This window comes from Microterricola gilva (assembly GCF_004217495.1).
GTDB classification, from domain to species: domain Bacteria; phylum Actinomycetota; class Actinomycetes; order Actinomycetales; family Microbacteriaceae; genus Microterricola; species Microterricola gilva.
Genome location: NZ_SHLC01000001.1, coordinates 2976462 through 3001890 on the forward strand (window position 1 = coordinate 2976462; position 25429 = coordinate 3001890).

The window sequence follows — 25429 nt, forward strand, 5'->3', positions numbered from 1 at the left end:
AGCTCCCCGGGGCACTTGCGCTTTCTCGCCACTCAGCGGCGCGTCTTCCGTCCCCGCCGAACCCACAGCACGCTCGCAATCGAACCACCGAAGGCAATCGTGAGGGCAACCCCGGCAATCACGAGATAGCGGATCTCGGATGCCGGGCTGTACGGGTACGTGTCAGCCCAGTCGAGCCCCAGTCGCACGACGACCGCGCCGAGCAGCCAAGCCGCGAGGATCCCGAGCACGAGCACGACCCAGCGGCGTGGGGTGCGAGAAGTCATGCCTCCATTCTGTATCAGCGGCAGCGATGTCGCCGTGCCGGCAGCGCGTGGGAACACGAGCTCGGTGCCTCACAGGGCGGGTCCACGAGCGAGCCAGCAATCACGAGCGGCGTCTGGAAACGGCGTTCCGCGTCTGCGGTCACAACCGCGCGCATCTGGCGGCCCCGCAGCCGATCCCTACACCGCCGGGGGGCCACCACAATGCGCACATACGGAGGGGCCGTGCCACAGACCCGATCTGTGACGGCGGGTTCTCCGTGCCTCTATGGAACCGCGGATGCCGAGCTCGAAGCCGTGGATACGGCACATCTCAGTGCGCCAACTGCCGATCTCAGTGCGAGCACTTGCGCTTCGGTGTGGATCGCTCAGCGGCTTTGCGTGTCCCAGAACGGCGCGGCACGAGGTCACGTGCTCGCCCGGCAGAGATGGCGGAGCTAGCGCGCGAAGGACTCGAGGTTCCGAATGAGTTCTCGTCTGTTTGCGACGTTGGTCTTGCGCATGATGCGATGCATGTGACTCTCGACCGTGCGCACGCTGAGCACGAGTCTGGTTGCGATCTCCGGGTTGGTCAGGCCCTGCCCGACGTACCGCGCGATCTCGAGTTCACGATCGGTGAGGTTGATCGCCGTGGCCTGGAATCGCGTCGTGTCGATACCGCGGTCTCCGAGTTCCTTGAGCACCTGGTCGTGCTCCGCTTCAGTGGCCACCGAGCGGTCGTACTCGCCCGACTCCTGGTAAAGCTCGGCTGCCCGCCGCAGTGAGATCAAGGCAAGACCCGGCCGACCAGTCTCCAGGAGCGCCGGCACGTTGGCGATGAGGCCGGCTGGGTCGTTCTCAAACCTGGCGGTGAGGAAATCCAGGTGCGGCTTGATGTACGCGTCGTCGATCAGCGCGGCCCGCTCCCGAGTGGTCGCCAGCCGTTCCGCATCCGGAAGCATCTCCACGTTGGTCATGTACGCAAGCACCGCCGCGAAGCGCGCCCCGCGCTCCCAGAGCTCCTCCGCAGAATCCCACAAGATCCGTGCCGCCGCTGCGAGGTCACCGTTGAACGCGACGTCTTGAGCAATCGACCACGCTCGCGCTTGGCCGGGCAGCGGTCCATCCGCAATGGGCAGCTCCGCGAGGTCTCTGGCATACTTCTCGCCCAACGCCATATTGCCGCGTCGTATCGCCACGAGCGATGCGATGTTCAGGAGCGTGAGTTGGCTGCCCTGCAGGTGCGGCGGCGCATCCCCGGCGGCGAACATCGTGTTCAAGATCGATTCGGTGCCGGCATAGTCACCTTCAATCGTGAGGCAGAGCGCGGCGACCGCCCCGTGTGCGCGCACGGCGTCGACGTCGAGGAACCCGTGGGCCTCGTCGACCCCGCGCAGCGACCAGGAGACCGCGCCGGCATGGTCACCGAGGCCGAGCAGCACTAGCCCGTAGAGCACGTTGGGCGCGAAGCCAACCGCGTTCTTCTCTTTCTCGCCGATCGAGAGGAACACTCGACTCGCGTCACCGAATCGCCCAAGCGTGATGAGCACGAACATCTGCGCTTCCAGCAACCGCACCCGCACTGCCTCGGGGAGATCATCGGTGATCTCCAGCCGATCGGCGAAATCGCTCGGAACAGCACGAAGCGAAGTCTCGACGATCACGCTGGCAGCGTCCGCAGCCCGACGATGCACGCCGAGGTCGCGCGTCGCGGAGGCGAGGCTGCTGAGGGCGGCGTCGAGCGTGCCGTCGACGAACGCCCCCCATTGCGCTCGGAGGATCAGATACTCGACGCGGCTTGCCTCGTCCCCGAGCGAGGAGTCCGTCGACTCGAAAACCTCGGCGATCAGGCCGCGGGCCTCCGGCGCGTGCATCAGCGCCCGGATGTAGGTGGTTGCCGTTGACGGGGTCGGTGACTGCTCCCACTCAGCCTTCGTGACGATGCGGCGCGTGCGTGCGCGCTCCTGCAGCAGGCGCACAAAGAGTGCATCGCTCTCGCCCACGTTCTCGTCATCCGGGGCCGCGCTCGCGAGGAGAACCCCCATCGATTCGGCCGCTCCGAGGCGCTCCAAGATGAGCTCAGTCAGGCGGATCCGCCGGGCAGCGACGGGCTCGTGACGGAAAAACTCCACCAACAGCGGTGGCACGACGGTGACAAGGTGCCGGTTGCCTGATGGAACGAGCTTGACCATCGCTCGCTCTTCGAGCAGTTCAAGCGTGTCCCAGCTCACGAGCTTGCGCACGGTCTCGATATCGGCGACGCCGACGAGGGCGATGATCTCGAGCGCGTCGCGGGCGTCACTGCCGAGATTCTCGAGGTGGGCTTCCACAACACCGCGAAGGCCCGGGCTCCACATGTCGCGCGTCGCGACCCAGACTCCGTCGCTCTCGCGCAATCGCCCCTCGCGGACTCCCGCATCGACAAGGCTCAACGCGAGACCGACGATGCCGCCCGATTTCGCGTAGAGCCTGCTGATCGTGCTCTTCTCAATCTGACCGGCGAGGTGGCCGCTGATCACCTGTTCGAGTTCCTCGAAGCGAATCGGAACCATCTCGATGACGAACGTCGGCTCGAGCGTTGAGGCGTGCAGGCCGCTCGGCGTGTGCCGGGCACGCAGTCCTTGCAGGCGAGAGAGAACGATGGGAAGACCCGTGGCGCGACGCACCGCCTCCGCAACGCCCCATGACGACTCATCGAGGTCGTCCCAGTCGTCGAGGAAGAGCACGGATTTCGCGAATCTGGTTTGCTCTCTGAGCGCCTCCGCGGCTGATTGGATGGCACCACCCGCCCGTGGCTCATTGGGCGCCCCTACCCCGGCCAGGTGCATCGCGGCAAGCGGATGCTGGCGCAACGAGGCGACACCACGCACCGCGATCACCTGCCACTCATCAAGTTCAAGGCGGGTCTTCAGGGCCGACAGAAAGGCACTCCGACCGCTTCCGCGGCTTCCGACGATGTCAACGCTGGCGCCGGAGTTCACAAGGCTTACCGCCATGGTGAGATCTTGGTCTCTGCCGATCATCGCGCGCGCCCTCTTCCTCAACGGAATGCTCCTAGCCAGAGTGTAATGGTTGGGCATCGTCGGGTCGGGAGACCCCGGCTCACGCGCGCGCGAGGGCGCCGGCGTAATCGTCCAGCGCAATCCAGGCGTCACCCTGCCCCATTGCCCGTTCCCCCGAGGCACTCACAGCCTGAGCGACGAACGAAGCGATGAGGACGGCATCGTCGAGGAAGTCGCCTGCCGTCGCGGTGTATCGAGCGCGATACTCGATCGATTCGCCCGGTCCCAGTTGGCCAGTCACCGCGGGCACAGCTTCGGGCGCCCCATCCAGCTCGAGTGCGGACATCGCCGAATTGCCGAGAGCCGAACACGCCAGGCTCACTCCGATCAGCGGAACCGGCAGCTCATTCGTCACGGTGATGTGAAGGGAGACAGCCGTGGCACCGGCGATTTCGTCGAGAGCGTGGCACACGAAGACGTCAAGCCCTGGCGTGGGAACCCGGACGGTGCGGATGCCGTCGATGCCGGTCATCCGGCGCACCATCACCGCGTTCACGATTGCGGCCTCGAGCCGTCCCGCTTCAGCGTCGTCAATCCCCTGGCACCTGGCGAACTCAGTGATCGACGTGCGACGGGCGATCACCTCGGTCAGCGCTCTGACGACCGACACGACGGCCGGGGAGCTCTCAGGCCCGCGCACGCCGGCCCACATAGCTGTGATTGCTGCCAATCGCACACTGGCAACTGACGTGGATCTCTGCCGCAGTGCGGGCCGAACGGAACACCTCGCTGTGGTGCCGGGATCCCGCGTCAGCTCTGCGATCGGGGTGAGAGACGGTGCTGACTTTCTTGCTCATGCTCCGACCGTATGAAGCGCCGCAGCGCTATTCGGCGGACACCTTCGGCATTGCGTGCGCGGCTCGCCACGATTGCGTGCACGCGGGCGAGCATTGCGTGTGGAGCATGACGCTCTTCCGAGGGATCACCGTGATCCCACCGCCACGCCAGGCCTGGCCTGGCCACCGAGGAAGACGATGATGTACTTCGGCCGCCAGGAGGCGATGCGCTTGATGGAACACGACACCCCCTGCGCGACAATGAACACACACAGCACATTTCAGAGAGACGGAAGCCCATGATCACCATCCACCTCCGCTACGAGATCGATGCCGACAAACTCGACGACTTCCGCACTTACGGCCAGGAGTGGATCCGGCTGGTCACGAAGCTCGGCGGCACCCACCACGGCTACTTCCTCCCCAGCGAGGGCGACAGCGACGAAGCGTTTGCGCTGTTCAGTTTCGACTCCTTTGCCAGCTACGAGCAGTACCGCATTGCGGCCGCCTCTGACCCGGAGTGCATCGCCGCGTTCGATTTCGCGAAGACGACGCAGTGCATCCGCCGTTACGAAAGGCGCTTCCTCTCTCCCGTCTTCGAGTAGAACCGCGGCCAACGCGGCCGGGCCAATAGGATGGCGCGGTGACGACGACCGGCCCCTCCGTGCGAACGCTCCGGATCGTGCGAGGAGTATGGATCGTCGGATTCATGGTCGGCACGTGCACGCACATCGCGGATCTCGTCGTCGGTGGCACGGGAGCCTATGAAGGTTTCCCTCTGGGGGTTCGCTTGTTGTGGACAGCGCTGACCGTGCTCGACCCAACCGTCGTCGTCCTCCTGCTGCTGCGGTTGTGCGCCGGCATTGTTCTCGGGGTGACGGTCATCTTGGCGGATGTCGCCGTCAACTGGACGGTGTTTGCCCTCGTCGGCGGTTTGTCGGTCTTTGGCGTCGTGGCCCAGAGTCTGTTCGCGATCTTCATCGTCTCGACAATGGGGATCCTCTGGTCCTGGTTCACGCGGTCGTCGAGACCGTAGCTCATCGACCAGCGCGCTCGAACGATGAAGGGCGGATGCCGCGGCATCCGCCCTTCATGTTCTGGGGTCGAACCTCGTTCCGAGCGCGCTGGGATCAGTTCGCGGTGCGCCATCGGCGCCGCGGATGACGAGAGCGTTCGTGAGGTGCATGAGCGCGAACTCGGCCCAGCTGATGAACCAGACCCAGCCCTCCTGGAGCCGGCTGCGCAGGCCAACGAGGAGCAGGCCGCGGTCGGCATCTCCTCGGCGTGGGCTTCTGTGGGCAGGAATGAAGCCTCCGAGGAACCAGACTCGTTGAATTCCCCGGAGGCCTCTGCTCTTGCCTAGCCGATCGATGTCAGTCCTCGAGCCGCACTACCGGTCCTAAGTTGCTCGAGGTTGAAACAGCCGAGAGGACGAGCGCGAGGACGATGCAAAGCAGCGCCCCCGCGATCGCAATCCCTGCGAAGAGTCGCCTGTCAGCACCCCGAGTAGCGACCGCCAGAACTCCGTTCGTGAGCACCATCGCTGCCCCGAGCGGGAAGAGGAACAAGCACGCCAGGAGCGTCACTGCCCCCTGCACGACGATCAACACGCGCATTACAACGCGGTATGCGTCGGTGCGAGACCCACGAGCAGAACTGCTTGTCGTCATGTTTTCGAACTCAAAGTGTCGAGCAGACGTTGTCGGAAGTGGCCCCGCCCGAAGACGACCCTGAGAAGCGGTTGCACGGCTGAATCGTCTGGATGTCCCAGCCGCCGGACCCGAGTACCATCTTTCGCTGAGACCAGATCCTGGCCTTGTTGCTCACAACTCCCGCACCTTTGCCGATCTGCCCGTCGTCGCGCCATCCAACTGCAGCAATTGACGACCAGGACCGGCTGAAAGTGGCAGATGTCACTGTCGTGCCATTGGCGCACCAAGTGCCCTCGTTGAAAGTGTCCCAAATCGCGTTGCCCAGGGACCCGGACTGAGTGGCTTCGGAGTAGGTGCCCCAACAACCGCTAACGGCCGCCACCGCAGCGGAAGCATCCTCAGCCGAGGAATACGTGGACGCTACGGCACCGGAACGACTCGCACGTTCGCTCGCCGCGTCGAGAGGAGTGAGGACGACCGTCACCTCAGTCGAGACCGGCAGGAAGTACGCCTCGAACGCTGTCCTCTCGCCAGCAGAGAGCTCCGCGAACGCCAACTGCGGGTCCGGCGCAGCGTCGAGGGTTTCGTAGACCTCAAGCGCGATGGATTCGACGCTTGGCTCCGTCGGTGCAGGCGCGGCCTGCGCCGGAGCGACCGCGGTCAAAGCCGGCACAAGGACCATAGTCAGGGCGGATGCCATGAGTAGCGATCGGTTCGTCTTCAACTTCATGAGTTCAGATTCCTTCTCGTTCACTCGATGTTCGCCTTCCATGAACTGCAGCGCTGCAGCGTTTGAGGGCGACTCACTCGACTCGTGTCCGCCATTTGGCGGCTCACACTAGTTGTTTCCCGTGGCGCCGCAGGTGTTACGTCCGCCGCGAGAGTCGGCGCCGGCGTCCTGCAAAGAAAGGCCAGGAGAATCCCGCCGCCCCGTGGGCCTTGAACCGCCAATCGACAGCAACCGCATTCGAACGAAACATGGCACTTGAGATTCATGAAACACAATGGGGCTGATCGGAAATAGATATGACAGGGAGCCGTTGGGGGGTTGAGTTGGCCGTTGAGACGTTTTCGTCGTTTTACAAGCAGTACTATCGACTCATCTTGACGGTCGCTCAGCAACGGCTCCCTAGCTTCTCTGATGCCGAAGACCTGACTGCAGAGGTCTTCCGTATCGCGTGGAAATACCACAGCGACGGTAACGAACTCAATCTTCCTTGGCTCTATCAAGTGCTGCGGAACGTTGTCGGCAACGAGTACCGCCGCACAACTCGCGCTGATCAGTTCTCCCAGAGATTCGGCGATCAGATGCTGAATTCCTTCGCGGAGAGCCCGGATAGCGCATTAGAGATGAGGCGCCTGCTACAGCTTCTCCCACTCCAGGAGCGAGAGCTCATCTACATGGCGTATTGGGAGGACCTTACGGGCCAGGAGATCGCGGCAATACTCGGGTGCTCGCCTGTGACTGTTCGGGTCCGGCTCATGCGAGCGCGCAAAAAAGCTCAAGTTGCTGATCGAGCAGGCTGATCTGTCCGAGTTGACGGCGGAGGAGGCAGCACATGGACGAGCTTGAACGACTCGTTCGCAACGCGCGCCCGATTAGCGGTCACCGCAGCCTCCCGCTCTCCGATCGAGCCAAGCGCGAGCTGGCTGATCTCCTGCCTGGCGATCAATCCAGCGTGTCACGGAGCCGCCTCCGTTTGAGGCCTTCACGCTTCCTCCGTGTGGTTGGCATTGCGTTAGCCGTGGCGGTGGTCGCGGCTCTCGGGACGGTTGCCACGACGTCAATTCTGAGCCCGCAGCCGACTTACGCGGCCACGCCGCGGATGCTTCAGCCGACCGAAACCGCCGACACTGCACGGGAGCTGCTGACACAGATGGCCCAGGAACTCGTCGGGTCCGCCCAACTGGCTGAAGCGCCGTACGCAATCAGCGTGCAGGCTTGGACGCTCGCAACCAACGACGACGGGGTCGCCATCTCGAGCAGCATCACTCCCGAGAACTACGAATTCACGCGCGGTGCCGATGGCTCTTTTCGCACAACCGTTACATTCGCGCAGCCCGTTGATGGTGACGGGACGCCGGTCAGCGGCCATGCTCTGCCCGCAGAAGGCGATCTCAGTTGGGAGGAGAGCTGGGCGCCCGGGGAGTATCAGTTCCTGTTCCCGACGCGCTTCCCCGACAACGCGGAAGTAGTTGGCCCATACCTCTCTACCCTTAGCGGTGGAGATTCACCAAGCGCGGGTGCAGTGATCCAAGCCTTGAATTCCGTCCTGATGGAGCAGCAATTGAACGGCACGCAACAAGTCGCTCTCCTGACGTACCTCGCGGAGCTCTCAGACTTGCATGTCGTGGGACCGGTCGTCGACCGCCTTGGGCGGAACGCCTTGCTATTCACGGCGAACGATACTGACCGGGCTGGTTATGAGGAGCACTTGATTGTCTCCCCGGACACCGGCAAAATCCTCGCGACCGAGACTGTGTACACAGGCAACGATCGCACCGACATCCACTCTCCGTCCGTCGTCAATTACTACCTTTGGAAGTAGGAATCTCAGTGAAGAAGTCTCCCCTTGCCGCAATCGTGACTGCGATCGTCGTACTGACCTGCATCGCGCCGGGCCACGCGGCATCAGCTGACGAAGGGGCGGACATGCAAGCACGCATCGACGCTGTCTTGCACGAAGAACCCGGCGGCGTTCAGAGCTCTTGGAATGAAGTGAGCTGGGACCGAGGAGAGGTCGTTCTAACTGTCGCTCCTGAAGCCGCCTCAAGGGCTGCCACGCTCGCCGCGGTCGGCGGATGTGCAGCTGGCTCGTTTTGCCTTTACAGCCTGGGCGGCTACACCGGGAACAAGCTAACAATCTCTACTTGCACTGGAATCCACAGCGTATCCGCACTCGGCAGCCCCGTCCGCTCGATGGCTAACTCGCGCACGAGTGGCAGCATACGCGCCTACTCGAGCACCGTCTTGCTGGCAACTGCTGGCTCCGGAGCGGGCACGAACGTCTCCGGGAGTACGACATACGTTGCATGCTCATAATGCTGAACAAATTGCGCGGTGCTCCACGGCCGCATCGCGGGAACGCATGGAAATCGAGTTCGCGGGGCATTCCTCAATTTTCGTGCGGCACTGACGAGAGAAGCGCCGAGGGAACCGTAATGCCTTGCCTGGCGTCACTAAGCTCCCGGGATGGGGGAACGGGTGGACGGCGAAGCAGAGATGCGGAATGGCGCTGGTCTTTTCGACCGCCACAATCCAGTTGAGAACAGAAACGCGCACGATTGTTCTCGCCTGGTTTGTCTCCGAAACCGACATCCTCCCCGAAAGCTGAACTCTTGACGACCACGCATGATGTTGTTCAGCGCCCTAGGCGATCGAAACGCTCCCGTGCCGGGACGTTGATACGTGATCTGCTTGTCATCGTCGTGATAGCCATCACGGTGTCGTTCTTGGTGAGAACATTCATCGTCAGGTCGTTCTACATACCCTCGGGTTCAATGGAGAACACACTGCAGGTGAACGACAGAATTCTTGTGAACCAGCTTCAGCCACAGGTCTTTCCGCTACAGCGGGGTGACATCGTGGTCTTCAAGGATCCAGGAGGATGGCTGCCGCCACCCAGTGCACCCGAGCAGAGCTTCTGGGGACAATCCTCACGCGCACTTCTGTCCCTCGTTGGAGGTGGAGAAGACACTGATGAGCACCTCATCAAACGGGTGATAGGGCTGCCAGGAGACAACGTGGTGTGTTGCGATGCACTGGGCAATTTGGAAATCAATGGGCAGCCAATCAACGAGCCATACATCGTCCACTCGGAAACTGACATCAACTCCGCATCACTCCTGTTCGATGTGGTCGTTCCCGCGGACAGCCTCTGGGTCATGGGCGACAACCGGTTCAACTCGAAAGACTCGTCCAAGCAGCAGTCACAACCCGGAAAGGGTTTCGTGAAACTCGACAGCGTGGTTGGGCGTGCCGTCGTGGTGTCCTGGCCGATGGACCATTGGGCGTTGCTTGACGACTACCCTGCGGTGTTCGCCGGCGTTGACTAGTCATGCCTGTGCCGACGGCACAGATGATGCAAGCTGCGGTACCCCCTAGGAGGTGTCCACTGGGAATCGCGCTTGCGTCCCTCGCAGTAGTCGCCGCTCCGGCAGCCGCACAGGCCGCCGAGATCGGGACGCGGGTTGCCTCGTGTTCCGCCGTTCAGGAGGTGTGCCGCGACACCCGCTCCAACGTCTCTCAGACTTCCATCACTCTGAAGACCGTGTCCTCGAACGTCTCCTCCGGCTCCGCTCAGTACACGGTGAACAAGGGCGTCACCGGAGCCACCAACTGCAGCGGCACCATGGGGTACAACGCCACGAAGACGTGCAACCTAGGTGGCTACTCCGGACAGCTCACGTTCACGTTCTACAAGGGACAGAACTCGCTCGTCACCATCTCTTCGTTCTAGGCGTCGAGTTGAAATGCTCAAGCGCCAGGAGGCTCATGAGCATGGTCTTGAGCACCGGGCTCTAGTCACCAAAACTGAGATCGACCTCGCACCGAATTCAGTGCTCGTCAGCTGATACGGCTGGTCTCGATCCATCCGTTCCATCTGATTTCAAACTCTGGTCTGGGAGTTTTCTTCCAAAAATTTGGGTCATCGCTGTCATGGCAGACCAACCGTGCCAGTGCAAAAGTCTCAGACATCTTCCTCCGTTGACGTGACTAGTTCCGCCCGGCAATTTGGCGATTGCTCTAGCAAATAACTTCGAGCATGCTCGCGTCGCCGTCGGCGGCGACGCGCAATCCAGCCACTACATCGTGCGCCGGTAGTCCAGCATCTGCGCGAAGTGGTTTCCCTGGGGCACAATCGAGACTTGAAGCTCCCAGTTGAAACCAGACCGGCTTCGCAAGAGAATTTCGCTGTAGAGCATGATCGGCAGGCGAGGATTGTTGGCGTAACGCCGGTCCGGGCCTCCCTTGACGTTCACGTACTGCCACGTCTCGCCTACGAGGCGAGCGTCACTCGGGACCTTTCCGGGACTCTCGATGAACCGGCGATCTGAAGCCGAACTCAGAAGCTCGCTGTAGGCGATGTCCGTGAACTTCTTGTTCTCTCGAACGAGAACCCGATCCGGGAGAAAATGCAGGCTTGTCTTGCCCGCCTCAATAGTGGGGACGACAACGTTGGTCGCAAGTTGTTTAGGGCCCTTGAAGTGGACCTTTGCGGGGGTACGGCCAACGAGGCTGCCGGCGCCCGCATTCGTCTTGTGTTGATGTGTCGTTGAGATCTGCCCGGACTCGAGGACTCTCCAGATCCCTTGCGCAGTCGAGAGGTTCCCCGCTGAGGCTGTCATCGCCTCAAACCACTCCGCATCTCGATCATTTACGTCGTAGAAGACTACGACAGTACGTCGAGCGCGGTCTCGCAGGAAAAGCCACCACACGAGCGGCACTCCAAGCGCCCACACTGCTAGCCCGAAAGGCATGGTGATCGCACCGATCAGGAAGACGGCGATCAAAACTGGCCAGCCAAGACTTGCGCGAGACGCGGCGAGGTTCAGCTGTTCAACGACGTCGCCGCCACCGGTCGGCGCCAAGTCTTGCACGGAGGCACCGGTCACGTCTTCAAGGAGCAGGGTACTGCCACGAAAGTCGGCGGGTGCCTCGGAAACGCGCCTACTTCCAGCGCCGCCAGGGCCCAGGGTGGTCCGGTAATACACACCGCCGGCGCCAAGGTGCACGTAGTTGCCACGCGGTCCAGCCCCTACACGGAAACCTGGTACGCCAGCACTCACACCGAGCCCTGATTTGCTCAGATTGAACCTGAACGGGCCCGCTTTGATGCTCTTCCGGGCATAGAAACCCATACTCCCCCGATGATTGACCGAATAGACCAGTCTTGCGTAAGCCCACGTCCCTGCCGAGCCCCCGTTTGGGAACGTTGGTCGAACCGACGCCAGAGTCGAAGCTCAGTCCATTCGACAGCTATCGACGGGTAGCGGGCCAAGACGAACTATCTGCTCATGCAATCTACTGAATCGCGTTGAAATCGAAGCGGATTCGCATGTAGGCCGACTGCTGCCAAAGGATGCCCCGCCCGTGCCGGCCGTCACGCATCACGACGAAGCCAACCGGAGCAGCGCAATCAACCCGCCAGATGACGATACGACGTCAGGGAGCGCGGCCGGACGGAGCACCGTGCCCGCCGGGAGCGCCTCAGATCCCACGGAAAACTGACCATCTAGGAGAACTACGGCGTCGGCGTGTTCAAAGCCCCCTCCGAAAAACTCTCGGATCGCCCAATACGTCCGTCCACTCGAGCGCCGAGTCACGAGATTGATGACGGATGCTCGATGTCCTTTGGACTCAGCGATGACCCGATCCTCACCGGGGAGGCGCTGTCGCCGAAACCCTAAGGGGGCGTGGTGATCGTGTGGATCAACGTCATGCCTGAACACCAGTGCTTCCCGAGTCACAAGGCTTGTCCCGCCCAGCGCGTTAGTGGACAGCTGGATCGGGGCGACACCCCGAAGCCAAAGTGCCCCGCGGTTCTCGCTAACGCCCCGCAGGAAGGGCCGACGAAGGCGCGGCCTCAGACAAAGAGAATTCGGGCTGCTGATCGGCGCTCAGTTGCGTCTTATCTGATGCCGAGCGGAGATGACGACACCAACAACTGTCGCAACGCCCACGAAACTATTGAGCCACGGGGCGATGGCCTCGAATTCCAACGCCGCGACTTCTCCGTTCAGAACCAATGTCGCGTAGAACATCAGTCCGAGGCCAGCGGCAATACCGAACGATAAGTAGAGGAACCATACGGCCGCGCGATCTGCAGGAGTCTTCTGATTCCTAATCGCTCGCGCTGACGGATCCTCGTCGAGCGCGAGTCGGCTCCACATCGAGGCGCGAGTAACTGGGACGACGATTGCGTGCGCGGCGCTCTCGATCCACGCGGTGGTGCGGGGTAACCCGGAAGGGATCGATGACAAACGTGCCGACGCCAGCGCATCGGATAGTGGGCGGGTTCGGTGCTCCCATTTCGTTGCCGCCACATGCGCGGAGCGCGACTCCGGACGTTGGATGCGGTCGGCGAGAACATGCTCCAACAGCTCGAGCCCTGCAAGCCGCTTTCGCGCATGATCCATTCCTAAGCCCGGTCCTTCTTCGTCGCGTTGCTGATTTGCCACGAGTACCGCTGCAGCTGCAAATCGCCATTCGAACGGAGCTCGAGAGTTCCACCGCTTGCGCTGGAGGAATAGGTCGAGTGCGAGCAGTCCCAAAGCGGCGATGCTGAAAGCCACTGAGAGAAGAAGCCAGTGGTCTGGCCGACCGAAGAAGAAGGCCACGGATATCACGACGAGTTGCAAGACTCCGAGCAGGAACGTTAGCCATGCAAGAATCGCTGGCAGCGCGGACAGGCCTTGGTGGCCCTTGTGCGCCAGGCGTAGCTCCACCTCGTGTCCCCCGAAAAACTGATCCCAGCTCCTCCCGATCATTGGCGACTCAGGGAGCGAGCGAGTTGGGATCCGCCGGATCCAACCTGGGAGCTTGGCGAATTTGCGCTCTAAGCGGCTCGCTTTGTAGCCGGAATCGCTCATGGAATAGGTGATCATGACGCTGCTGAGCCAAGCGGCGCCAGCCACAAGCAGGCCAACAACCCCCCATACCCATAGAACAATCATGATGTGCTCTGTGCTCATTCTTCGATCATGGCGCAGGCCACAGACATTGGATGCTTCACCCGGACTGCAGGCCTTTTGCGTGTGTGGCTAGTGCGAAGCAGTACGCCGTGGTTTCCCCCGACGGAACACTCGTCGACGCGACAGCCCCGCAGCTCGCCGAGCGCAAGAACAAGCGCGGGGTGCGGCGGCGTTGACCGTCACACCCGCGCTCGCTTACCCCGAGTACCGGCCCACCATCGGGCTATCTGCGATATCGCTGCCACGCTCGGTCGGCGTCACGGCCGCCGGATGAGCTTCCGGTTCACAAACTCAGCCATGCCGTACTCACCGAGTTCACGACCGACACCGGACGACTTCACGCCGCCGATGCGCGAACCAACGAGACCCTTGTCGATGGCTACGCGCATGTCGGTGCCGGGCCTCAGCGCGACCTCGATGAACCAGACCGATACGTCGACGCCGATGAGTAAGTCGTAGACATCCCTTGCGTCGGCTTGGCGGTCGGGCCAGGCGCGGCAGAGGAAGACGTCGTGCGGCTGTGTCCGGGACTCGGCAACCACGCGTACGGGGCCACAAGGTCGCGCAGGCGACCAGCTGTTCTAGTACCGATGATTCGCGTCAAACTAGTTGTAACCGTGGCCAAGTTGTCTGAATCCGTGACAACTAGTTTCAACAAATTGCCAGCTAGTTTGACGCGTCACACGGTGACTAGAAGTCCCAGTCCTCGTCTTCCGTGACAACGGCCTTGCCGATGACGTAGCTCGAGCCGGAGCCCGAGAAGAAGTCGTGGTTCTCGTCGGCGTTCGGGGAGAGCGCCGAGAGGATGGCCGGGTTTACGTCGGTGACCGTCTTCGGGAACATCGGCTCGTAGCCGAGGTTCATCAGCGCCTTGTTGGCGTTGTAATGCAGGAACTTCTTGACGTCCTCGGTGAGGCCGACTCCGTCGTAGAGGTCCTGCGTGTACTGCACCTCGTTCTCGTAGAGCTCGTACATGAGGTTGAAGGTGTAGTCCTTCAGCTCCTGGCGGCGCTCCTCGGTCTCGTTCTCGAGACCCTTCTGGAACTTGTAGCCGATGTAGTAACCGTGCACGGCCTCGTCGCGGATGATGAGGCGGATGAGGTCGGCCGTGTTGGTGAGCTTGGCGCGGCTGGACCAGTACATCGGCAGGTAGAAGCCGGAGTAGAACAGGAACGACTCGAGCAGGGTGGAGGCCACCTTGCGCTTCAGGGGGTCGTCGCCCTGGTAGTAGTCCATGATGATCGCGGCCTTCTTCTGAAGGTTCTGATTCTCGGTGGACCAGCGGAACGCCTCGTCGATCTCCTTGGTGGAGCACAGCGTCGAGAAAATCGAGGAGTAGCTCTTGGCGTGCACCGACTCCATGAACGCGATGTTCGTGTAGACGGCCTCCTCGTGGGGAGTGATGGCATCCGGGATCAACGACACGGCGCCGACGGTGCCCTGGATCGTGTCGAGCAGGGTCAGACCCGTGAACACGCGCATCGTCATCAGCTGTTCCTCGGGGGTGAGCGTCGCCCACGACTGGATGTCGTTGGACAGCGGCACCTTCTCCGGCAGCCAGAAGTTGTTGACGAGGCGGTTCCAGACCTCGACGTCCTTCTCATCCTGGATCTTGTTCCAGTTGATGGCATTGACGTGGCTGACCAGCTTGATCTTGCCCTGGTGGGCGGGATCGTTCTGGGCCGAGTTGACCTGGTCGGTGAGAGTCATTGTGATTCCTTAGAGATTCGAGGATGCCGGTCGGAGGGCGTTCGTCGCGCTTACAGCGCGCAGCTGACGCAGCCCTCGACCTCGGTGCCCTCGAGCGCCATCTGGCGCAGACGGATGTAGTAGATCGTCTTGATGCCCTTGCGCCACGCGTAGATCTGCGTCTTGTTGATGTCGCGCGTGGTGGCGGTGTCCTTGAAGAACAGCGTCAGCGAGAGGCCCTGGTCCACGTGCTGCGTCGCCGCGGCGTACGTGTCGATAACCTTTTCGGCACCGATCTCGTAGGCGTCCTGGTAGTAGTCCAGGTTGTCGTTCGTCATGAACGGCGCCGGGAAGTAGACGCGGCCGAGCTTGCCTTCCTTGCGGATCTCGATCTTCGAGGCGATCGGGTGGATGGATGCCGTCGAGTTGTTGATGTAGCTGATCGAGCCGGTCGGCGGCACGGCCTGCAGGTTCTGGTTGTAGATGCCGTGCTTCTGGATGGAGGCCTTGAGCTCCAGCCAGTCTTCCTGCGTCGGGATCTCGACCGCCGAGTTGGCGAACAGCTCTGCGACACGCTCCGTGGCGGGCACCCAGGCGGCATCCGTGTACTTGTCGAAGAACTCACCGCTCGCGTACTTGGAGTCCTCGAAGCCGTCGAAGGTCTCGCCGCGCTCGATCGCGATGGCGTTGGAGGACTTCAGGGCGTTGAACAGCACCGTGTAGAAGTAGATGTTCGTGAAGTCGATGCCCTCCTCGCTGCCGTAGTAGATGCGCTCACGGGCGAGGTAGCCGTGCAGGTTCATCTGGCCGAGGCCGATGGCGTGCGACTTGTCGTTGCCGTCCTCGATCGAGCGCACCGAGCTGATGTGGCTCTGGTTCGAGACCGAGGTGAGGCCGCGGATGGCGGTGTCGATCGTCTTGGCGAAGTCGGGCGAGTCCATGGCGAGGGCGATGTTCAGCGAACCGAGGTTGCAGCTGATGTCCTTGCCGATCTTGTCGTACGAGAGGTCCTCGTTGTACGTCGTCGGCGTGTTGACCTGGAGGATCTCGGAGCAGAGGTTCGACATGTTGATGCGGCCCTTGATGGGGTTCGCAGCGTTCACGGTGTCCTCGTACATGATGTACGGGTAGCCGGACTCGAACTGGATCTCGGCGAGGGTCTGGAAGAACTCGCGGGCCTTGATCTTGGACTTCTTGATGGCGGGGTTGTCAACCATCTCGCGGTACTTCTCGCTGACGGAGATGTCGGCGAACGGCACACCGTAGACGCGCTCGACGTCGTACGGGGAGAAGAGGTACATGTCCTCGTCGTTCTTGGCCAGCTCGAAGGTGATGTCTGGAACGACGACACCGAGCGAGAGGGTCTTGATGCGCACCTTCTCGTCGGCGTTCTCACGCTTGGTGTCGAGGAAGCGCATGATGTCGGGGTGGTGCGCCTGCAGGTAGACGGCACCGGCACCCTGGCGGGCACCGAGCTGGTTGGCGTAGCTGAAGCTGTCTTCGAGCAGCTTCATGACAGGGATGATGCCGGAGGACTGGTTCTCGATCTGCTTGATCGGGGCGCCGGCCTCGCGAATGTTGGAGAGCAGCAGGGCCACGCCGCCGCCGCGCTTGGAGAGCTGCAGCGAGGAGTTGATGCCGCGCGAGATCGACTCCATGTTGTCTTCGATGCGCAGCAGGAAGCAGGAGACGAGCTCGCCGCGCTGGGCCTTGCCCGAGTTGAGGAAGGTGGGGGTGGCCGGCTGGAAGCGGCCAGCGAGGATCTCCTCGACGAGGTTGACGGCGAGCTTCTCGTCGCCGGCGGCCAGACCGAGCGCCGTCATCACGACGCGGTCTTCGAAACGCTCGAGGTAGCGCTTGCCGTCGAAGGTCTTCAGCGTGTAGCTGGTGTAGTACTTGAACGCGCCGAGGAACGTGTCGAAGCGGAACTTCTTCGAGTAGGCGAGGTCATTGAGCGTGGTGATGAACTCGAAGGAGTACGCGTCGAGCACGTCCTTCTCGTAGTACTCCTTCTCGACCAGGTAGTCGAGGCGCTCCTTGAGCGAGTGGAAGAAGACCGTGTTCTGGTTGACGTGCTGCAGGAAGTACTCGCGCGCCGCCTCACGGTCCTTGTCGAACTGGATCTCGCCGTTCGGGCCGTAGAGGTTCAGCATCGCGTTGAGCGAGTGATAATCCATGCCCGTGCGGGGTGCTTCCATCAATGAGACGCTGTCGCCAGTTGTTCCGACCAAAACGAGTCCAATCCTTCGTGGACGATGTTCACATCGTCCGGTGTTCCGAATACTTCAAATCTGTACAACTGCGGCACGTTGCACTTGGCCGCAATGATGTCTCCGGCCAGGCCATAGGCCGTGCCGAAGTTGGTGTTTCCTGCCGCGATGACGCCGCGCAACAGCATCCGGTTGTTCTCGTCATTGAGAAACCGGATGACCTGCTTGGGCACGGCACCCTTGCCGTCGCCGCCCCCGTAGGTGGGAATGACGAGAACGTAAGGTTCCGTGGCCTGCAACGGTGCATCGCTGGGGTACAGCGGGATCCGATCGGCCGGGAGGCCGAGCTTCTGCATGAATCGGTGCGTGTTGCCCGAAACGCTGGAGAAGTAGACCAGGTTGGCCATGGGATCATCCCCTCTCGGTAGGCCGAATGGGTTGTGTTCGCTGTGGTTTGGGCGTGCCCCACGCACCGAGACGCTGCTCAGTGCCGGGCTGCCCGGATGCCGCAAAGCGGCGGTTTCTCGGAGTCGAGACCTACGCGAGGCGCGAGGCGAGCTCCGAAATCTTGTCGGGGCGGAAGCCCGACCAGTGGTCTTCGTCGGTGATCACGACGGGCGCCTGCAGATAGCCCAACTCCTTGACGGCGGCGAGCGCATTCTCGTCGACCGACAGGTCCAGAACCTCGTACTCGATACCCTGCTTGTCGAGGGCGCGATACGTCGCCGTGCACTGCACGCACGAAGGCTTGGTGTAGACCGTTACAGTCATCGATTTCCCCTTAGTTTTGTACGAAGTCCGCGCTGTTTTGCCGACACCTCAATACTACATCTAGTGCTCGCCGATGGGAACAGCCACTAGATGATGTAGTTACATTTATGTAGTTATCCACCGGTTACTCACCGGTTCTCAACAGGCTGAGCGCGCGTGTTCGGCCTGTTTCCGCGCCTCGGCCGAGGCTTATCCACAGCCCCCCATTCGGGAAACTGTTTGCCTGTGGAAAGCTCACCGGCGTGTCGCGTTCCGATGTCGTTGACCACGGGATCGTGTGCTGCTATGGACACTCTGCCAGCACCCTCCGACACCCGTTTTCGCGCGGCTGCGGGCGCGGCGGACGGGGCGGCGGCGTGATCTCGCGCTCGCGCTCGCGGCCCGGAGATAGCGCACGGGCCCGGTGCATTTACCGGGCCCCTGCGGCTTTCGCGGGCCCCGACTCCGGAACGGGCTGGAGCGGCGTGGCTGGCCGCAGCGAGATGGCGGAAGCCGGCACGCTCGGACGCGATGGGGTGCGCCGCGGCATCTGGGCCCGCACCTGAGCACGAGGCACGTCGTGTTCCGTCAGAAAACGGAAGAACGTTCGCGCTGGCAGCACCTCGTCCCATACCCAGCGCGCCATCGAGTTGAGCTGCGTGCGCAGCGCGTCCTCGCGGCGCTTCTCGGCGAAGACGATCTCACCCGGGTCTTGCCCCGGCTTGAGAATCACACCCCGCATGTACTTGTGATTCCCATCGAATTCACCGCCCTTGCGCACGCCGCGCCAGAAGCAGTCCACGAAGGCGTCACGGCCATCCGCGCCGTCGAAGCGGACTTGGAGCTCTGGGATCTCGAATCCGAGCTCCACGAAGCGCACCCGGCTCAGACTCTCCCCCGCTCCGTCGGCCAGCCCATTCGCGAATCCGATCGCTCGCTCGGCGCGCAGGCGCCACCGCCGGGGCGCCAGGAGCTCCAGCTCCTCGCTCAGCTGCTCCCTCAAGCCGTGCTCCGCCAGCTGGGCTAACGCCGCCATCTCTTCACTCCCCCACGGCACGCCGCGCAACCGCGCAACCGTGTTCGCGGCCACTCGGGCGGAATGCAGCCCGGCGTCCAGCGCAGGCACGGACCGTTCGAGTGTCTCGGCGATAGCGATGTCCGCGAGCGTGCGCGCGAGCGCTGTCACCCGCACGCCGTCGATGAGCACCGTGTCGGATTCAGGAACGGAACGATGACTCGTCATCAGCCGTGATGAGGCTCCTCCGCCAGCGCCCGCGTCCAGCACGTGCAGGGTCTGCGGCCACTCGCCCACCAGCGGCAGGCCGTGCATGACGGCAGCCGAGAGATGCGACACGACGAGCGCTCGCGGCGAGGAGGCAACCGTCGCCCGCACGAAGAGTCGGTACCGCTCGTTCGGCCACATCGTCCGCCACACCGACGTCAGCACGAATGCTCCCCGGCGCACGCGCGTAAGGACCCCGGTGGCGACGAGGCGCTCCAGCCACCGGCTCGAGACGCCGGCATCGCGCAGCATCACCACCGAGATGAGTCCGCCATCGAGGGCGCTGAGGAGCTCGAGCGTATCGATCATGCCGGCAGCCTGCCGCACGGTGGGTGCGACGGCATCCGTCGCGTCGTCGCCTGTGGACAACCGCCGCCGTGGGCCGAGTTGGGGAGGACTCGCGCCCGGACGCATTCCTCGGTCACCGCTTCGGAGCAGCGTAGCGTGGGCACCGAACCTGGAACATCTTGTCGGCCCCACCGCACGCCGCACCGTCGCGGCCCGCCGAAATCGCGCGGGCCCGGCGAATACACCGGGCCCGCGCGAGTATCGCGGGCCGCAGCCGACAGGGCGCGTCGCGACGTGTCGATGCGGCAGTTGCGCCGCTGGGGCTGGGTAGTGCACACACACAGGGCCCCGGCATCCGAAAAGCGGATGCCGGGGCCCTTGTTGCGTGAGACGCGTCGGCTAGTTCCCCCCGGCGCGGCGCTTGTTGTACACATCGAAGGCGACGGCCAGCAGCAGCACGAGACCCTTGACGGCCTGCTGCCACTCGATGCCGATGCCCATGATCGACATACCGTTGTTCAGCACACCGATGATCAGACCACCGATGATCGCGCCGGCGATCGTACCGACACCACCCTGTACCGCCGCGCCACCGATGAAGGCGGCGGAGATGGCCTCGAGCTCGAAGCCGTCACCGGCCTTCGGGCCGGCCAGGTTGAGGCGGGCGGTGAAGATCAGGCCGGCGAGAGCGGCGAGCACACCCATGTTGACGAACAGCAGGAAGTCGACGCGACGCGCCTTGACACCGGAGAGCTCAGCGGCGTGACGGTTGCCACCGATGGCGTAGATGTGGCGGCCGAAGACGCTGCGGTTCATGATCACGCCGTAGATGAGCACGAGGACGGCGAGCACGATGAGCGTGATCGGGATGCCCTTGTAGCTGGCGAGGGCCCAGGCGAATGCGCCGATGACGGCCGCGATGAGCACGAGCTTGGTGATGAACCAGCTGAGCGGCTCCACCTCCTGGCCGTACTTCTGACGACCGACGCGGGTGCGCACCTGCTGCAGGATCAACGCGGCGATCGCAATCACACCGACGCCGATGGTCAGCGGATCGAGCGGGAACTCCCCGAACACATTCGTGAGGAAGCCGTTGCCGAGGGCGCGGTACTCGGCCGGGAACGAACCGATGTTGGCGTTGCCGAGCACGACGAGGGCGAGACCGCGGAAGATCAACATGCCGGCCAGCGTCACGATGAACGCTGGGATGCCGACGTAGGCGATCCAGAAGCCCTGCCAGACACCGACCAGGGCACCGATCAGCAGCGAGAGGATGATCGAGAGCCACCACGGCAGCCCCCATGTCACCGCGAACACACCGGAGCAGGCCCCGACGAAGGCGGCGACGGAACCGACCGAGAGGTCGATGTGGCCGGCGATGATGACCATCACCATGCCGATCGCGAGAACGAGGATGTAGCCGTTCTGCACGATCAGGTTGGAGATGTTCTGCGGGCGAAGCAGGATGCCGTCGGTCAGCACGGTGAACAGCACGACCACGGCGATGAGGGCGAGGAAGATGCCGTTCTTGCCGAGGTCGGCCAGAACGTGGCTGAGCCAGCGCGTGAACTTGTTGTCCGACGGATTGATCTGTGAGCCGACCGCGGTATTGTCCGTCGGCCGGTTTTCAAGTTTTGTCATGTGAGTGTCTCCTTGAGATTCCCGAGCGCCGACGCTAGCGGGGCTTTTCCATGGTCATGAGTTTGAGGACGGATTCCGGTGTGGCTTCCGCGATGGGAACCTCGCCGGTGATGCGGCCCTCAGAGATCGCGTAGACGCGATCCGAGATGCCGAGCAGCTCTGGCAGTTCGGAGGAGATCACGATGATGCCCTTGCCCTCGGCCGCGAGCTTGTTGATGATCGCGTAGATCTCGTACTTGGCGCCGACGTCGATGCCGCGGGTGGGCTCATCGAGGATGAGCACGTCGGGGTCGGAGTAGATCCACTTCGACAGCACGACCTTCTGCTGGTTTCCGCCGGAGAGCTTGCCGGTCTTCACGAGTACCGACGGGGCCTTGATGTTCATGCTCTTGCGGAAGTCGTTGGCGACGCGGTACTCCTCGTTGTCGTGAACGAGGCCAAACTTCTCGAGCTTCCCGAGCGAGGCCATCGAGATGTTGCGCTTGATGTCTTCGATCAGGTTCAGGCCGTAGGTCTTACGGTCCTCCGTGGCGTAGGCGATGCCGTTCTCGATCGCCTCCGCGACGGTGCGCGTCTTGATCTCCTTGCCGCGCTTGAACACGCGGCCGGAGATCTTGGTGCCGTAGCTGCGACCGAACAGGCTCATCGCGAACTCGGTGCGCCCGGCGCCCATGAGGCCGGCGATTCCGACGATCTCACCTGCGTGCACGTTGAGGCTCACGTTGTCGACGACGACGCGGTTCTGGTCCTGCGGGTGGTGCGCCGTCCAGTCCTCGACGCGCAGCAGCTCCTCGCCGATGTTCGGCGTGTGGTCGGGGTAGCGGCTCTCGAGGTCGCGGCCGACCATGTCCTTGATGATGCGTTCTTCAGTGACATCCGTCTTGGCGATCGTCTCGATCGTCTTGCCGTCGCGGATGACGGTGACCGAGTCGGCGATCTTCTTGATCTCGTTCAGCTTGTGACTGATGATGATCGACGTGATGCCTTGGCCCTTGAGGTGCAGGATCAGGTTGAGCAGGTGGTTGGAGTCCTCGTCGTTGAGGGCGGCCGTCGGCTCATCGAGGATGAGCAGCTTGACACGCTTGGAGAGCGCCTTCGCGATCTCCACCAGCTGCTGCTTGCCGACGCCGATGTCCATGATGCGAGTGGTCGGGTTGTCGCTGAGCCCAACGCGGGCGAGCAGCTTCTGCGCCTCGTGGTTGGTGCGGTTCCAGTCGATCAGGCCGGCCTTGTTCGTCAACTCGTTGTTGAGGAAGATGTTCTCCGCAATGGAGAGGTAGGGGCTGAGGGCCAGCTCCTGGTGGATGATGACGATGCCCTTGGCTTCGCTGTCCGTGATGTCCTTGAACTCGACGATCTCGTCTTCGAAGACGATGTCGCCGGTGTAGCTGCCGTGCGGGTAGACGCCACTCAGCACCTTCATGAGCGTGGACTTGCCCGCGCCGTTCTCGCCGCAGATGGCCAGCACCTCGCCGCGCTCGGCCGAGAGCGTGACATTGGAGAGTGCTTTGACCCCGGGGAACGTCTTGGTGATGCCGCGCATCTCCAGAATGTTGGTGGTCACGAGTGTGCCTTCCTCATTCGACTTCCTACTTCTTTGCTTGTTCTGCCTGGCGCAGTCTGGTCCGCTGCCTGGTGACGAGCGGATGCCGCAGTGGGAGTGCCGGTGGGGATACCGTAGTACCCCCACCGGCCGCCCAGTGCGATGGATCGCGGCTGACTAGCCCTTGATCTCGTCTTCGGTCCAGTAACCGCTGTCGACCAGGACCTCGTTGATGTTGTCCTTGACAACGATCTGCGAGGGCAGCAGGTACGACGGGACGGTGATCTTGCCGTTGTCGTAGTCGGTCGTGTTGTTGACCTCGACCTCTTCACCGTTCAGGATGGCGGACGCCATCGTGACGGCGACCTCTGCCAGCTGGCGGGTGTCCTTGAAGATGGTGGCGAACTGCTCGCCCGAGTTGATTGCCTTGACCGAGTCGAGCTCGGCGTCCTGGCCGGAGATGATCGGCCACTCGGCGCCAACCGTGTAGCCGGCATCCGTCAGAGCGGAGATGATGCCGCGCGACAGGCCGTCGTAGGGAGAGAGAACGCCGTTGACCTTGGAGCCGTCGGAGTAGGTCGACGTCAGCAGGTTCTCCATGCGCTTCTGGGCGACTTCGCCGTCCCAGCGGAGGATGGCGGCCTGCTCGAACTCGGTCTGGCCGCTCTTGACGACGAGGGTGCCGGCGTCAATGAAGGGCTGGAGCTCGTCGATGGCACCCTGCCAGAAGAACGTGGCGTTGTTGTCATCGGGCGAGCCGGCGAAGAGCTCGATGTTGAACGGGCCGGCGGGGGCGCCGTCGATCGGGGTGCCGTCGAGCTCGACGAGGCCGAGTCCGTTGAGGACCGACCATGCCTGCTGCTGGCCGACGATGTAGTTGTCGAACGACGCGTAGTAGTCGACGTTCTCCGAGTCGCGGATCAGGCGGTCGTAGGCGATGACGGGGATGTCGTTCGCTGCGGCCTCTTCGAGGACGCTGGTCAGCGTCGTGCCGTCGATCGACGCGATGATCAGGGCCTCTGCGCCCTTGGTGATCATGTTCTCGATCTGCGAGACCTGGGTGGGGATGTCGTCTTCTGCGTACTGCAGGTCGACCTTGAAGCCCTGGGCCTCGAGCTGCTCCTTGACGGCGTCGCCGTCCTGGATCCAGCGCTCGGAGCTCTTGGTCGGCATCGCAACGCCGATGAGGCCGCCGTCGCCGCCACCCTCGCCGCCGGCGGTGTCGCCGGAGGTGCCGGAGCAAGCAGCGAGTGCCAGCATGGCGCCGGCCGTGAACATCGTGAGAAGGACCTTCTTCGTCTTCACTGTGTTTCCTTTCGTTGTGACATGGACATCATTGTCGGGTGGTGCAAACCGGATTCGGCTTCGTCCATGAGAGCCGGGATCCGGATCGGCAGCGCAGCTGTCGCGCCTTCGATGTCTGGGGCGGTGCGTCGGCTAGCTGCTGCTCGCCTTCGCACCGGCGGCGCCGGGGCGCCGCGCGGGTGGTGGAGTCGTGGATGGCTTCCGCGCGCCGCGCGGAGCCTTCGGCGGGCGGGCGCTGCCGGCCTGACCGTAGACGTTCTGGTAGCGATCGAAGAGCGCGTCGATCGCGGGTTGGGGGATCTCGATCACGGCACCGCCCTGGCGGGCCAGGTGCACCGTGCGCGCGGCGTCCTCGACCATGACGGCCGCCTTGACCGCGTCACGGGCGTCCTTGCCGATCGTGAACGGGCCGTGGTTCTGCATCAGCACGGCGCGGGAACGGTGACCGGTGAGCGTCTGCACGATGCCCCGGCCGATCGAATCGTCGCCGATGATCGCGAACGGGCCGATCGGGATCGGGCCGCCGAACTCGTCGGCCATGGCGGTGAGCACACACGGGATCGCCTCGCCGCGGGCGGCCCAGGCCGTCGCATACGGCGAGTGGGTGTGCACGACGCCGCCGACCTCTGGCATATTCCGATAGACGTATGCATGTGCGGCGGTGTCGCTCGACGGTGCCCTGTCGCTGCCTGGGGTGTCACCGATGACGGCGCCGTCGAGGTCGCAGAGGATCATGTTCTCCGGACCGAGCTCGTCGTAGGAGACGCCGGACGGCTTGATGACGAAGAGGTCGGCACCCGACACCCGGGCGGAGACGTTGCCGCCGGTCCAGACGACGAGACCGTTGCGGGTGAGCTCCGAGTGCAGCTGGGCGACCTCGGTGCGCAGGCGGGCGATCGCCACCTCAATCGTGGGTCCGTAGCCGCTCACGAGCGGGCTCCGGTGAGGCCGTCGCCGTTGCGGGTGGAGTCGCCGCCTGTGCTGCGTCGAGACGCGGATGCGGCGGCGCCGGCGAGTGCCGCCAGGCCTGTCTGCATCGAATGCTGCTTCACGTTTCTCGACTCCTTTGTCGACACACCGAGTGCGTCTTGGCATTTCGCTCCTGGCGACTGAGCGCCGGATGTGACACTCAATGTGAACGGTCACATCGAGTGTCCTCATGTTAGCCGCATCGGTGATCCGATTGTCAAATCCCTCATGTCTCAGATCGGTAACGGTCGCGCGATCCGCGTGATTCCGGGGGTGATCGCGCTCTCAGCGCGCTCACCGGGCGCGCGGAGGCCGCACGGAGGGG

General features: G+C 63.1%; 24 protein-coding genes. 6 read left to right on the forward strand and 18 right to left on the reverse strand.

Annotation, left to right across the window (positions count from 1 at the left end):
- Positions 1-32: 32 nt before the first annotated feature.
- The 4 genes from EV379_RS13820 to EV379_RS17525 form a co-directional block, all read right to left on the reverse strand.
- Positions 33-266, reverse strand: coding sequence for a hypothetical protein (locus EV379_RS13820; RefSeq protein WP_130506648.1), 234 nt, complete (start codon positions 264-266; stop codon positions 33-35).
- Between the two features lie 434 nt (positions 267-700).
- Positions 701-2968, reverse strand: a complete 2268-nt coding sequence (locus EV379_RS13825; RefSeq protein ID WP_165397372.1) for a helix-turn-helix transcriptional regulator — start codon at positions 2966-2968, stop codon at positions 701-703.
- Between the two features lie 376 nt (positions 2969-3344).
- The gene (locus EV379_RS13830; RefSeq protein WP_130506650.1) at positions 3345-3956 is read right to left on the reverse strand and encodes a hypothetical protein; all 612 of its coding nucleotides are present in this window, start codon (positions 3954-3956) and stop codon (positions 3345-3347) included.
- A 270-nt stretch (positions 3957-4226) separates the two neighbouring features.
- On the reverse strand, positions 4227-4349 hold the full coding sequence (locus tag EV379_RS17525; RefSeq protein WP_278044038.1) for a hypothetical protein: 123 nt from the start codon (positions 4347-4349) through the stop codon (positions 4227-4229).
- Between the two features lie 30 nt (positions 4350-4379).
- Here EV379_RS17525 and EV379_RS13835 point away from each other — a divergent pair, with 30 nt between their 5' ends.
- Both EV379_RS13835 and EV379_RS13840 read left to right on the forward strand, forming a co-directional pair.
- The gene (locus tag EV379_RS13835) at positions 4380-4685 is read left to right on the forward strand and encodes an NIPSNAP family protein (protein ID WP_130506651.1); all 306 of its coding nucleotides are present in this window, start codon (positions 4380-4382) and stop codon (positions 4683-4685) included.
- A 38-nt stretch (positions 4686-4723) separates the two neighbouring features.
- Positions 4724-5116 (forward strand): hypothetical protein, encoded by a 393-nt coding sequence (locus tag EV379_RS13840; RefSeq protein ID WP_130506652.1) that lies wholly within the window; start codon positions 4724-4726, stop codon positions 5114-5116.
- A 644-nt stretch (positions 5117-5760) separates the two neighbouring features.
- On the opposite strand, the gene EV379_RS13845 is transcribed toward EV379_RS13840, so the two are convergent.
- A complete protein-coding gene (locus EV379_RS13845) occupies positions 5761-6486 on the reverse strand; it encodes a hypothetical protein (RefSeq protein WP_130506653.1) in 726 nt (241 codons plus the stop codon).
- A 299-nt stretch (positions 6487-6785) separates the two neighbouring features.
- On the opposite strand from EV379_RS13845, the gene EV379_RS13850 reads away from it, so the two are divergent.
- The 4 genes from EV379_RS13850 to EV379_RS13865 all read left to right on the forward strand — a co-directional run bounded on the left by EV379_RS13850 (position 6786) and on the right by EV379_RS13865 (position 10192).
- Entirely contained in the window at positions 6786-7259 is a 474-nt protein-coding gene (locus EV379_RS13850) for an RNA polymerase sigma factor (RefSeq protein ID WP_165397373.1), read from the forward strand.
- Positions 7260-7291: 32 nt separating this feature from the next.
- Complete coding sequence (locus EV379_RS13855; RefSeq protein WP_130506655.1) at positions 7292-8281, forward strand: hypothetical protein; 990 nt, start codon at positions 7292-7294, stop codon at positions 8279-8281.
- 853 nt (positions 8282-9134) lie between these two features.
- Positions 9135-9788 carry a signal peptidase I gene (gene lepB / locus EV379_RS13860; protein ID WP_278044052.1) on the forward strand — a complete coding sequence of 218 codons (654 nt, stop codon included), beginning with the start codon at positions 9135-9137 and terminating at the stop codon, positions 9786-9788.
- A gap of 215 nt (positions 9789-10003) precedes the next feature.
- Positions 10004-10192, forward strand: coding sequence for a hypothetical protein (locus tag EV379_RS13865; RefSeq protein ID WP_130506656.1), 189 nt, complete (start codon positions 10004-10006; stop codon positions 10190-10192).
- A 346-nt stretch (positions 10193-10538) separates the two neighbouring features.
- Here EV379_RS13865 and EV379_RS13870 read toward each other — a convergent pair whose 3' ends face one another.
- The 13 genes from EV379_RS13870 to EV379_RS17530 all read right to left on the reverse strand — a co-directional run bounded on the left by EV379_RS13870 (position 10539) and on the right by EV379_RS17530 (position 25187).
- Complete coding sequence (locus EV379_RS13870; protein WP_130506657.1) at positions 10539-11594, reverse strand: DUF4236 domain-containing protein; 1056 nt, start codon at positions 11592-11594, stop codon at positions 10539-10541.
- Positions 11595-12353: 759 nt separating this feature from the next.
- A complete protein-coding gene (locus EV379_RS13875) occupies positions 12354-13427 on the reverse strand; it encodes a hypothetical protein (protein WP_130506658.1) in 1074 nt (357 codons plus the stop codon).
- A 257-nt stretch (positions 13428-13684) separates the two neighbouring features.
- Positions 13685-13969 carry a toll/interleukin-1 receptor domain-containing protein gene (locus EV379_RS13880; RefSeq protein ID WP_130506659.1) on the reverse strand — a complete coding sequence of 95 codons (285 nt, stop codon included), beginning with the start codon at positions 13967-13969 and terminating at the stop codon, positions 13685-13687.
- A gap of 148 nt (positions 13970-14117) precedes the next feature.
- Positions 14118-15137: a class 1b ribonucleoside-diphosphate reductase subunit beta gene (nrdF, locus tag EV379_RS13885; RefSeq protein WP_130506660.1), complete on the reverse strand. Its 1020-nt coding sequence runs from the start codon at positions 15135-15137 to the stop codon at positions 14118-14120.
- Positions 15138-15187: 50 nt separating this feature from the next.
- Complete coding sequence (nrdE, locus tag EV379_RS13890) at positions 15188-17314, reverse strand: class 1b ribonucleoside-diphosphate reductase subunit alpha (RefSeq protein WP_130506661.1); 2127 nt, start codon at positions 17312-17314, stop codon at positions 15188-15190.
- The gene (nrdI, locus tag EV379_RS13895) at positions 17314-17733 is read right to left on the reverse strand and encodes a class Ib ribonucleoside-diphosphate reductase assembly flavoprotein NrdI (RefSeq protein WP_130506662.1); all 420 of its coding nucleotides are present in this window, start codon (positions 17731-17733) and stop codon (positions 17314-17316) included. Before nrdI ends, nrdE begins: the two co-directional genes overlap by 1 nt.
- 130 nt (positions 17734-17863) lie before the next feature.
- Positions 17864-18097 carry a glutaredoxin-like protein NrdH gene (nrdH, locus tag EV379_RS13900; RefSeq protein WP_055837997.1) on the reverse strand — a complete coding sequence of 78 codons (234 nt, stop codon included), beginning with the start codon at positions 18095-18097 and terminating at the stop codon, positions 17864-17866.
- A gap of 409 nt (positions 18098-18506) precedes the next feature.
- Positions 18507-19727, reverse strand: a complete 1221-nt coding sequence (locus EV379_RS13905; protein WP_130506663.1) for a type IV toxin-antitoxin system AbiEi family antitoxin domain-containing protein — start codon at positions 19725-19727, stop codon at positions 18507-18509.
- 318 nt (positions 19728-20045) lie between these two features.
- Entirely contained in the window at positions 20046-21287 is a 1242-nt protein-coding gene (gene mmsB / locus EV379_RS13910) for a multiple monosaccharide ABC transporter permease (RefSeq protein ID WP_130506664.1), read from the reverse strand.
- A gap of 34 nt (positions 21288-21321) precedes the next feature.
- Positions 21322-22851: a multiple monosaccharide ABC transporter ATP-binding protein gene (gene mmsA, locus EV379_RS13915; protein WP_130506665.1), complete on the reverse strand. Its 1530-nt coding sequence runs from the start codon at positions 22849-22851 to the stop codon at positions 21322-21324.
- A 156-nt stretch (positions 22852-23007) separates the two neighbouring features.
- Complete coding sequence (gene chvE, locus EV379_RS13920) at positions 23008-24108, reverse strand: multiple monosaccharide ABC transporter substrate-binding protein (protein WP_207226345.1); 1101 nt, start codon at positions 24106-24108, stop codon at positions 23008-23010.
- A 159-nt stretch (positions 24109-24267) separates the two neighbouring features.
- A complete protein-coding gene (locus EV379_RS13925) occupies positions 24268-25065 on the reverse strand; it encodes an L-ribulose-5-phosphate 4-epimerase (RefSeq protein WP_130506667.1) in 798 nt (265 codons plus the stop codon).
- Positions 25062-25187: a hypothetical protein gene (locus EV379_RS17530; protein ID WP_278044039.1), complete on the reverse strand. Its 126-nt coding sequence runs from the start codon at positions 25185-25187 to the stop codon at positions 25062-25064. The genes EV379_RS13925 and EV379_RS17530 overlap by 4 nt, the downstream gene beginning before the upstream one ends.
- Positions 25188-25429 lie beyond the last annotated feature (242 nt).

Coding starts and splice junctions, on each gene's coding strand:
- EV379_RS13820 (WP_130506648.1), bottom strand. CDS start 266: ATGACTTCTCGCACCCCACGCCGCTGGGTCGTGCTCGTGCTCGGGATC.
- EV379_RS13830 (WP_130506650.1), bottom strand. CDS start 3,956: ATGTGGGCCGGCGTGCGCGGGCCTGAGAGCTCCCCGGCCGTCGTGTCG.
- EV379_RS13835 (WP_130506651.1), top strand. CDS start 4,380: ATGATCACCATCCACCTCCGCTACGAGATCGATGCCGACAAACTCGAC.
- EV379_RS13855 (WP_130506655.1), top strand. CDS start 7,292: ATGGACGAGCTTGAACGACTCGTTCGCAACGCGCGCCCGATTAGCGGT.
- EV379_RS13870 (WP_130506657.1), bottom strand. CDS start 11,594: ATGGGTTTCTATGCCCGGAAGAGCATCAAAGCGGGCCCGTTCAGGTTC.
- EV379_RS13875 (WP_130506658.1), bottom strand. CDS start 13,427: ATGAGCACAGAGCACATCATGATTGTTCTATGGGTATGGGGGGTTGTT.
- nrdF (WP_130506660.1), bottom strand. CDS start 15,137: ATGACTCTCACCGACCAGGTCAACTCGGCCCAGAACGATCCCGCCCAC.
- nrdE (WP_130506661.1), bottom strand. CDS start 17,314: ATGGAAGCACCCCGCACGGGCATGGATTATCACTCGCTCAACGCGATG.
- nrdI (WP_130506662.1), bottom strand. CDS start 17,733: ATGGCCAACCTGGTCTACTTCTCCAGCGTTTCGGGCAACACGCACCGA.
- nrdH (WP_055837997.1), bottom strand. CDS start 18,097: ATGACTGTAACGGTCTACACCAAGCCTTCGTGCGTGCAGTGCACGGCG.
- mmsB (WP_130506664.1), bottom strand. CDS start 21,287: ATGACAAAACTTGAAAACCGGCCGACGGACAATACCGCGGTCGGCTCA.
- chvE (WP_207226345.1), bottom strand. CDS start 24,108: ATGTTCACGGCCGGCGCCATGCTGGCACTCGCTGCTTGCTCCGGCACC.